The organism is Acinetobacter sp. AB03 (assembly GCF_058107045.1).
The window spans coordinates 1-6,820 of record NZ_JBUEBA010000019.1 but is presented as its reverse complement, the minus strand read 5'-3'; the positions used below and the strand labels follow the sequence as shown (position 1 = coordinate 6,820).

The window sequence follows — 6,820 nt, the reverse complement described above, 5'->3', positions numbered from 1 at the left end:
TAAGCCTTGGGGTAAGTTTTGAGCAATCTTGTAATCCAAGGCTGACATGAATTAGGGAGCATTGCGTCTATGTCAGTATGGGGATTTTTCATATGATGGGGACATAGAGAACAGGATGTTCCAACACATAAAACAATAATGATAAGTGCGACACCAGGACGTGAGGTACGACAGGAGTTATACCTAAACACCCAATACGAAAAAGCCCGACAGCATGTCGGGCTTTTTTTATGGCTTAAATTTCTATAACTGAGTATTGATCTGATAGCGTGTATTACGTCCCCCACCTTCCAATTTGACGATACAACCTTTCTCAAGTAAGTCAGATAAATGACGAGTAGCTGTCGCCTTACTTGTTTTAGCAACTTTTTGATATTGTGACGCGCTAATACCATGTTCAAAGCCATTTTCCCCACCGTCTAATAAACGATTGAGGACTTTGCGCTGTTCTTGACTCAGGGCTAAATTTGAATATTTATGCCAAAACTGGCTTTTAAATAATGTCCGATTGATCTGTACTAAGGTTTTTTCAAGGCTATCATTCAATGTATCTAAAAACCAAACTAGCCAATCGGTGATATCAGAATCATTTTTTTGAGTTTGTTCTAATATCTCATAGTAACTTTTACGTTTATTCAATATCGCAGTAGACATAGCATATAAACGAATGCTCTGTTCATCCATTTGAGCTAAAGAAAGGTCTGTAAGTGTACGTGTAATACGTCCATTACCATCATCAAAAGGATGTAGGGTAACAAACCATAAATGGGTAATACCTGCACGTAACAGAGGATCAAGCAATGAATCATTTAGACTTTGATTAAACCAATCTATGAAGGCATTTAAGCGTTCTTCTAAGCCTTGTCTTGGCGGTGCTTCAAAATGCACTTTAGGATAGTCCAATCGACCTGAAACGACCTGCATAGGCTCTGCCCCCCTAAGTTGACCAATGCGTAAACGGTGCATTGTCCAATCTGGGTCATTGAAAAGCCAACGATGCCACTGCATGAGACGATTAAGAGTCAATGGTTGCTTAACATCGTTAAGCACATCTAGCATGATATTGGCTAAACCTTCTGATCGATCTGAGCTTGGATAAGGCTGTTCAAGTGTGACACCTAAGCGTTGAGCTAGAGATGATCGTAGTGAAAAAACATTGATCGTTTCGTTTTCAATCGCAGATGAAGCAACAAGATTGGCAAGCAGAGTATCTAGGGTGAATTGCTCTTTTGCTAAATCATGCTGACTTTGCCCCAGAATAATCCCTATTTTTTGATGTATCTGTCTGGTTTTAGGTAAGATAACTGAATCTAGCCATGTAAAATTTGTGCAGTTTTCTGCTTGCCAAATCCATTTCTGCATTTTCAATCGCTCATCTAAAATTTCAGATGATTTGAATATAGCACTTATTCGGCTCATAACAAGAGCCGAATATGATAATTAATCAGCTCATTTTTTATAGGACATTTTAAATGGTTTATCGCATAGACATTTTAATTGGTGAATAACATAAAAAAATGGGAGCTATCAGCTCCCATTTTTTATTTTTGCTCATGTTCTTTGTAGTACTGATGTGCTCTCTTAGAATTATGTTTCCAACTTTTAGCAACTTTATAAACGTAAGTCGGAAAATCATCCCAAACATGAGGTAAGCCTGTACCACGTGCTACACGAATTTTAAGCGAATAGCTTTTGTATTCAATACGATGTAAGAAATAAAAGCTACGTTCTTGCTGAGTACTGAATTTCTTAAATATAGAGCTTCTGACATTAGGGTAAATTTTCCAAAGATAATCATGTCGAGTACTTTGTATTGATTGCCTGTATTGATGTTTTAGTCTTTTCATTGTTCCTCCTAGGTAACATTACCTAGAAGGGATCCTCTGCAAAATAGTACATCGTCTTTAATCCTATGAATTAAAAATTAGTATTTTAAAATACCACAAAGTGGTATAAAATAAACTACTACAAGGTAGTATGAATGCAAGAAATGTATACAATATGTGAGACCCCATTATTTACTAAATACTGTCTTGTTTATTGGACTCAGGAAGAATATGAGGAATTCAAAACATTTTTAGCATTAAACCCTGAAGCAGGAGATGTTGAGCCTAATGCAGGCGGTATTCGTAAGATTAGATGGACTAGCGGTAGTAGAGGTAAAAGTGGTGGTGTCAGAGTCATCTACTTTAATCGTTTAGCAAATGGAGAGATTTGGTTATTAACCTTGTACAGTAAAAAGCAAACTGTACAGCTTAGTAAGAAGACTCTTCAAACATTGGTGGAGAAACTAAATGACTCGTTTAATGACTGAAAAAGAACTGCAATCTTTTGAAGAAACTAGGGATATTGAAGCTGAAATATTACAAGGCATCGACGATATGCTTGCTAATAATGCAGCGAAAAGAACAGTAATCACTGAGACAGATGTTGCGTTAGCTCGTAGAAAGGCTCAACTAACACAAGATCAGTTTGCTAAGATTCTTGGCGTATCAAGACGTACCCTTGAATCCTGGGAACAAGGTGCGAGAAGACCATCAGGAGCAGCAACATCGCTTATTCGATTATTTATTGTTGATCCAAAATTTGTAAAAGAGAGTCTGGCTTAATTTAAATGGCTCTCCTTTGAGAGCTATTTACTATATTCATTTAAGGTTTTTTATGAAGCACTTAGGATTTGTTGGAAAAAGTACTGAATATTTAGGGTATACCCATGTTGAAATTATCAATAGCTCATTACGCTTATCTTTCAATATTCCATCGAAAAATGATCTAAAAGAAACCTTTAAAAAGATGGTCGAAAATAACTATGATTTACTTATGGAAACATCAGCTGAAATAGAGTTCGATTTAGAAAGCGAAACTATAGCAAAGATAGAAACCATCATAAAAGAAAAAGAGATTGAACTTGATGAGTTTGTCCAAAATTCGCTGATTAAATTTATCAACCAAAATGAATCGACTAAGATTGATTAACCCTTAAATATAGATAATAAAAAGCCCAACATCCTGTTGGGCTTTTTCGTATGGGTTCGCTCGGTATAACTCCTGTCGTACCTTACAGTCCTTGTGCGTATCTATGTTCTTATTATTGTGTGGAACTTCCTGTTCCTGATGAATCCATCATAGGAAATTGCAGCCAGATCGTATAGGCGCAAAGGGCCGGAATTGGTGTGAGCCAAAGCGTACAAAATTGGTTATTTTTTATCCCAAGAGTTGTCCGCAGAAATTGGGGATAGTTTCGGGATGTGGGGTATTGATAAGCCAGAGAAAAATGACAAATTGATTAAATATTGATCATTTTTATTGGCAAGAAGTATCAGAATTACTCAAAAAGAAACCGACTTGTTTCCAAGTCGGTTTTTCATTGTTTTTCAGGAGGATGAAAAATTTTTAACTATATGAAAAAACAAAGATATTTTAAAAAGCTGTTGACTTCGCATAAGGTGTATTATGTTAATTTTAGGGAAATTAATCAGTTGATGAAAAATGAAAATAGGAATTTTTTGGTTTTTGCAAAAGCAAGTTATCGGCATAGCTCATCCATTCAATTTAAATGATGCAGATTCAATAGGCTTAATTGATAGTCCATATACACATGTCGATTATTGGAAAAATATGCAAAGTGTATACCCAGAACTACGTCATTATGAATATGAACAGATTCCAAGGGGTAGGGTAGTTTTCGACGCAAATAAAGAAAAAGCAATCGTGTATATGGACAAAAAATTATTTAACACAGTAATAGCCACTAAAATTTATGATTTCTTTGATATAGATTCAGAAAATGCTATTCCAAGAAAAGATCCTCACTATCGTACTTAATTGTTTAATTTAGGCTAAAATGAAATTCTCTTTTAATAGGGGTATGAAGATGAGAAAGCGTTTAAAAGACTATAGCCTTGATCAAATTTCAAATCGTGAAAAGGTTTCGGGTCAAGTATTACCAATCCAATTTAGCAATGACGAAGCGACTAAACGTGTTGTGATGCATAGTGCAAAACGAGTCATTAATCAGCATAAAGCTGAAATCCAAGAGCTTGCTTATAAATGAGTTTGATTAGCTCAACATTCGTCATTGCTGTGCATGATGAGATCCTATTACAAACTGGCGTAGGGCGAATAGGCTGTCATATTGAAAAGCTAGAAAGCGTATTAAGCCGTATAGATCAGCAGATGTATTACAGTAATGTAAGCGACATTTTTGAGATCGCAGCATGGTTTGGTATAGCTATCTCAAAAGGTCATGCTTTTGTTGATGGTAATAAAAGAACTGGTTTAGCTGTAATGCTGACTTATCTCGAAATTCAAGGTGTTACCATTCAGGAACAAACAGGTTTAGATGATTTGATGGTCGATATTGTTGAATCACAAGAAGAACATGAATTATTAGCCAAAATTGTGGCTGAATTCTTATACGAGCTTTCGATAATTTAAACTAAGAAATCAGAATCTGAATATTTGGATCATCGATATTCGATAAAAGATTCTTATAAATTAAATAATTTTCATCCTCTCGGCAGATAAAAAATACTTCTGCAACATGATCATATTGAGGCAACATAGAGAGTATAGTACCAATCGCAATTTCAGCAGCCTTTTGAGGTGGAAAACCATAAACACCTGTACTAATACATGGAAAAGAAACAGTGAGTGCATGAATTTCATTAGCTTTGAATAGTGCATTACTATAAGCATCACAAAGCAATTGTGGCTCATTGTGTTCGCCATCTAACCATCGTGGTCCAACCGCATGAATAAGGTATTTAGCAGGCAGATTACCTGCTGTTGTTACTTCTGCTTGACCTGTAGGGCATCCACCTTTTTGTTGATTTAGACGAATACATTCTTCTTTCATCAATGGTCCAGCTTTTTTATGAACCACATAATCAAGTCCCCCACCACCAAGCAAAGATTTATTTGCTGAGTTAACGATGGCATGTACAGCAAAAGCTGTTATATCTGCTTGGATGAGATGGACTTTTTTCATAATTAGTTTTATAGAATACCCTTTTGTTTCTTATATTCAGTAATGATTGTTCCTAATTCTGGTTCAAATAATTTGATATATTCATCAGATAGACCTCTACTACTAGATGGATGTGGTAAGCACACAACTTGGCATTGTTCAAAATTATCAAAGTAAACTTTAAATCGAGTACCATCAAAATCTGTTTTTTGTACCATTTTTAAGGGTTCTATTTCTGGACCAACAATAGCAGTAAACCTATCCCAAACATCTATATTTCTCAGAAAATTAATAAGCTTACTACCCATAAATAAAATTACTTTGGGTCTCAAAACTTCAATATGATGAATAAAATTATCAACTGCTTCTTTTTCTAAGAAACGATTATAGCTTTCTATATCTGCATTACTCGTATAGGCCCAATTAGTTTGAATAATACATTTATCAAAGTCTGAACCTAAATTTTCATTGTTTAATGGGTGTCCCCAAAACTTAAACCATTTTTTAATATTTTTATCATAAGGCCAAGTATTGGCAGAAGGACCATACCTTAGGGATTTATTACTAAATTGAACCGTACCGGGTTTGTCGGAGACTTTTTTATTTAAGTTAGGCCACCTGACCTAACGGGTTAATCTTATCATAGTACATTGCTTCAAACTCAAATAACACTAAATATAAAAAAATTGGAAGAATAATTTATTAAATTATTGTTTTTATGTGGTTATTGGTGATGTTATGAATAATAATAACTTTTTTCTTGATGAATTTTACCTAAAAAAATTGATCAGATAATTTTCTTTAAATGTCATGCATACATAAATTTGACAGTTTGAAGGGATCGGTATGTGCATTTTTCACAAGGTTAAAGATCGACCATAAATGTGATAAACGGCAGAGGATCATTGAAAAATGAATGGATTTAAACACTACATGTATGCACGAAAAAAAGTATCGCTGCGGTTCTGCTGACAGGCTGTATTGAGCATTGAATGCAAATGATGTAGTAATTGTCTACAGGCTATAGGACCAGCATGAAGAAGAATGAAATGTAGTTGCCAATTTATAACCTTGGTTGAAAAGCATAGCATTGTTATTCGGAGAAGTGAGGTAAGCCATCCTTCTCTTATTCATTTAAAATGATTCTTACTCAACTGATCTCGACTCATGGGCTGGTTCCAATTAGACGGATAATAACTTCCATCCCCTATCTTTTTCTTACCACATTTCTTGCATTTAATCCCTTCTTTGGAGATTTGATTCAGCATCACTGTTGTCGGTTGAATCAAATCAATGACATAGTTCGTTGGTTCAGGAAAAGCAGAAGAGGCTGCTTTATTGCAAAAGAGAACATTCGGATCAAATGGATTGGATTGCACAAAAGCCATGATACAGCCACAGAGTAATTCACCTGCATGTAATCTGTAACATCCATTCAGGTCATCAGACGAAGATTAATCTGAAATTTAAGCACTAAACGCCATAAATCTATGTATGGGCAGACTTTTTTGAGACATATGTTGATAAACATGCGGCAAGTTACATTGCTTAAAAGTCTATCTAAGTTAACGATCTATTCAATTCTGGATAAGTAATCTGAATATTACGATCCTAAATTACCCGAAGAGTATTAAGATTTCTAAGAATCGTGATTGTTGGTTCATTTGGGAAATTAATCAGTGGATTGAAGCAAAGATGATGGCTCATTAAGGATTGTGGGCTTCGACTACTTAAATTTTAGGTATTTTGAATAAAGCATATTTCAAAAATCTTAATTAATGGATTTAAATTACCATAAAAACCTTCAATATTGGCTTGAATCCATTGTTGTTGAGAGTCAATGCGAGACCT

11 protein-coding genes and 1 pseudogene are annotated in these 6,820 nt (G+C 34.9%); 6 read left to right on the top strand and 6 right to left on the bottom strand.

Going from position 1 to position 6,820, the window contains the following annotated elements:
• Positions 1-243: 243 nt before the first annotated feature.
• Complete coding sequence (locus ACY3FQ_RS16975) at positions 244-1,362, bottom strand: Fic family protein (protein WP_125274739.1); 1,119 nt, start codon at positions 1,360-1,362, stop codon at positions 244-246.
• Between the two features lie 179 nt (positions 1,363-1,541).
• Positions 1,542-1,847 (bottom strand): hypothetical protein, encoded by a 306-nt coding sequence (locus ACY3FQ_RS16970; RefSeq protein ID WP_106985265.1) that lies wholly within the window; start codon positions 1,845-1,847, stop codon positions 1,542-1,544.
• A gap of 143 nt (positions 1,848-1,990) precedes the next feature.
• Here ACY3FQ_RS16970 and ACY3FQ_RS16965 point away from each other — a divergent pair, with 143 nt between their 5' ends.
• From ACY3FQ_RS16965 to ACY3FQ_RS16940, 6 genes are all read left to right on the top strand, one after another.
• Positions 1,991-2,314 carry a transcriptional regulator gene (locus tag ACY3FQ_RS16965; RefSeq protein WP_078390456.1) on the top strand — a complete coding sequence of 108 codons (324 nt, stop codon included), beginning with the start codon at positions 1,991-1,993 and terminating at the stop codon, positions 2,312-2,314.
• A complete protein-coding gene (locus ACY3FQ_RS16960) occupies positions 2,295-2,609 on the top strand; it encodes a helix-turn-helix domain-containing protein (RefSeq protein WP_078390454.1) in 315 nt (104 codons plus the stop codon). The genes ACY3FQ_RS16965 and ACY3FQ_RS16960 overlap by 20 nt, the downstream gene beginning before the upstream one ends.
• A 52-nt stretch (positions 2,610-2,661) precedes the next feature.
• The gene (locus ACY3FQ_RS16955) at positions 2,662-2,976 is read left to right on the top strand and encodes a hypothetical protein (RefSeq protein ID WP_078390453.1); all 315 of its coding nucleotides are present in this window, start codon (positions 2,662-2,664) and stop codon (positions 2,974-2,976) included.
• A gap of 513 nt (positions 2,977-3,489) precedes the next feature.
• Positions 3,490-3,825 carry a hypothetical protein gene (locus ACY3FQ_RS16950; protein WP_032866032.1) on the top strand — a complete coding sequence of 112 codons (336 nt, stop codon included), beginning with the start codon at positions 3,490-3,492 and terminating at the stop codon, positions 3,823-3,825.
• Positions 3,826-3,874: 49 nt separating this feature from the next.
• A complete protein-coding gene (locus ACY3FQ_RS16945) occupies positions 3,875-4,054 on the top strand; it encodes a hypothetical protein (protein WP_001231652.1) in 180 nt (59 codons plus the stop codon).
• Positions 4,051-4,437, top strand: a complete 387-nt coding sequence (locus tag ACY3FQ_RS16940; RefSeq protein WP_000053135.1) for a type II toxin-antitoxin system death-on-curing family toxin — start codon at positions 4,051-4,053, stop codon at positions 4,435-4,437. The genes ACY3FQ_RS16945 and ACY3FQ_RS16940 overlap by 4 nt, the downstream gene beginning before the upstream one ends.
• Position 4,438: 1 nt before the next feature.
• Here ACY3FQ_RS16940 and ACY3FQ_RS16935 read toward each other — a convergent pair whose 3' ends face one another.
• From ACY3FQ_RS16935 to ACY3FQ_RS16920, 4 genes and pseudogenes are all read right to left on the bottom strand, one after another.
• Positions 4,439-4,990, bottom strand: a complete 552-nt coding sequence (locus tag ACY3FQ_RS16935) for a macro domain-containing protein (protein WP_005401799.1) — start codon at positions 4,988-4,990, stop codon at positions 4,439-4,441.
• 8 nt (positions 4,991-4,998) lie between these two features.
• Positions 4,999-5,277, bottom strand: a complete 279-nt coding sequence (locus ACY3FQ_RS16930; protein ID WP_254631145.1) for a hypothetical protein — start codon at positions 5,275-5,277, stop codon at positions 4,999-5,001.
• A gap of 822 nt (positions 5,278-6,099) precedes the next feature.
• Positions 6,100-6,357 carry a hypothetical protein gene (locus tag ACY3FQ_RS16925; RefSeq protein ID WP_004726728.1) on the bottom strand — a complete coding sequence of 86 codons (258 nt, stop codon included), beginning with the start codon at positions 6,355-6,357 and terminating at the stop codon, positions 6,100-6,102.
• Between the two features lie 349 nt (positions 6,358-6,706).
• Positions 6,707-6,820: pseudogene (locus ACY3FQ_RS16920) on the bottom strand (cell filamentation protein Fic); the annotation flags it as partial.

What these genes read in the sequence shown, in the direction of transcription:
- ACY3FQ_RS16975 (WP_125274739.1), bottom strand. Translation starts at nt 1,362, where the DNA reads ATGCAGAAATGGATTTGGCAAGCAGAAAACTGCACAAATTTTACATGG.
- ACY3FQ_RS16970 (WP_106985265.1), bottom strand. Translation starts at nt 1,847, where the DNA reads ATGAAAAGACTAAAACATCAATACAGGCAATCAATACAAAGTACTCGA.
- ACY3FQ_RS16965 (WP_078390456.1), top strand. Translation starts at nt 1,991, where the DNA reads ATGTATACAATATGTGAGACCCCATTATTTACTAAATACTGTCTTGTT.
- ACY3FQ_RS16960 (WP_078390454.1), top strand. Translation starts at nt 2,295, where the DNA reads ATGACTCGTTTAATGACTGAAAAAGAACTGCAATCTTTTGAAGAAACT.
- ACY3FQ_RS16955 (WP_078390453.1), top strand. Translation starts at nt 2,662, where the DNA reads ATGAAGCACTTAGGATTTGTTGGAAAAAGTACTGAATATTTAGGGTAT.
- ACY3FQ_RS16950 (WP_032866032.1), top strand. Translation starts at nt 3,490, where the DNA reads ATGAAAATAGGAATTTTTTGGTTTTTGCAAAAGCAAGTTATCGGCATA.
- ACY3FQ_RS16945 (WP_001231652.1), top strand. Translation starts at nt 3,875, where the DNA reads ATGAGAAAGCGTTTAAAAGACTATAGCCTTGATCAAATTTCAAATCGT.
- ACY3FQ_RS16940 (WP_000053135.1), top strand. Translation starts at nt 4,051, where the DNA reads ATGAGTTTGATTAGCTCAACATTCGTCATTGCTGTGCATGATGAGATC.
- ACY3FQ_RS16935 (WP_005401799.1), bottom strand. Translation starts at nt 4,990, where the DNA reads ATGAAAAAAGTCCATCTCATCCAAGCAGATATAACAGCTTTTGCTGTA.
- ACY3FQ_RS16930 (WP_254631145.1), bottom strand. Translation starts at nt 5,277, where the DNA reads ATGGGTAGTAAGCTTATTAATTTTCTGAGAAATATAGATGTTTGGGAT.
- ACY3FQ_RS16925 (WP_004726728.1), bottom strand. Translation starts at nt 6,357, where the DNA reads ATGGCTTTTGTGCAATCCAATCCATTTGATCCGAATGTTCTCTTTTGC.